We start from the raw sequence: 281 nt of genomic DNA, 5'->3' as shown, positions 1-281 counted from the left end.
ACCGTTCGACTTGCATGTGTTAGGCATACCGCCAGCGTTCAATCTGAGCCAGGATCAAACTCTTCAATTAATTTACAATGCTGTCATTTTAATAAATTAAAACTTCAACACCTTATTCATTGTGAGAAATCTTTGACAATTTCTCGGTTTGACCTAACTTATATAATTTTAAGAAATTACGTGATAGTTATGGTCACTTTTTGTCGTTGTACCTTTATTAACATCAACTCAAGTGCCCACACAAGTTATCTATTTGAGTTTTTAAATTACTCTTTTGAATC

The 281-nt window shown here is 32.7% G+C and carries 1 rRNA gene; it reads right to left on the bottom strand.

Features of this window, described 5'->3' with window-relative positions:
- Window positions 1-70: ribosomal RNA gene (locus OS173_RS13500) — 16S ribosomal RNA — on the bottom strand; the annotation flags it as partial.
- Window positions 71-281: the final 211 nt, after the last annotated feature.

Origin of the sequence: Marinicella gelatinilytica (assembly GCF_026410405.1) — a bacterium.
Lineage (GTDB): Bacteria > Pseudomonadota > Gammaproteobacteria > Xanthomonadales > Marinicellaceae > Marinicella > Marinicella gelatinilytica.
Note: the sequence above shows the minus strand (reverse complement) of the source record. Positions and strands in the feature narration are given on the sequence as shown.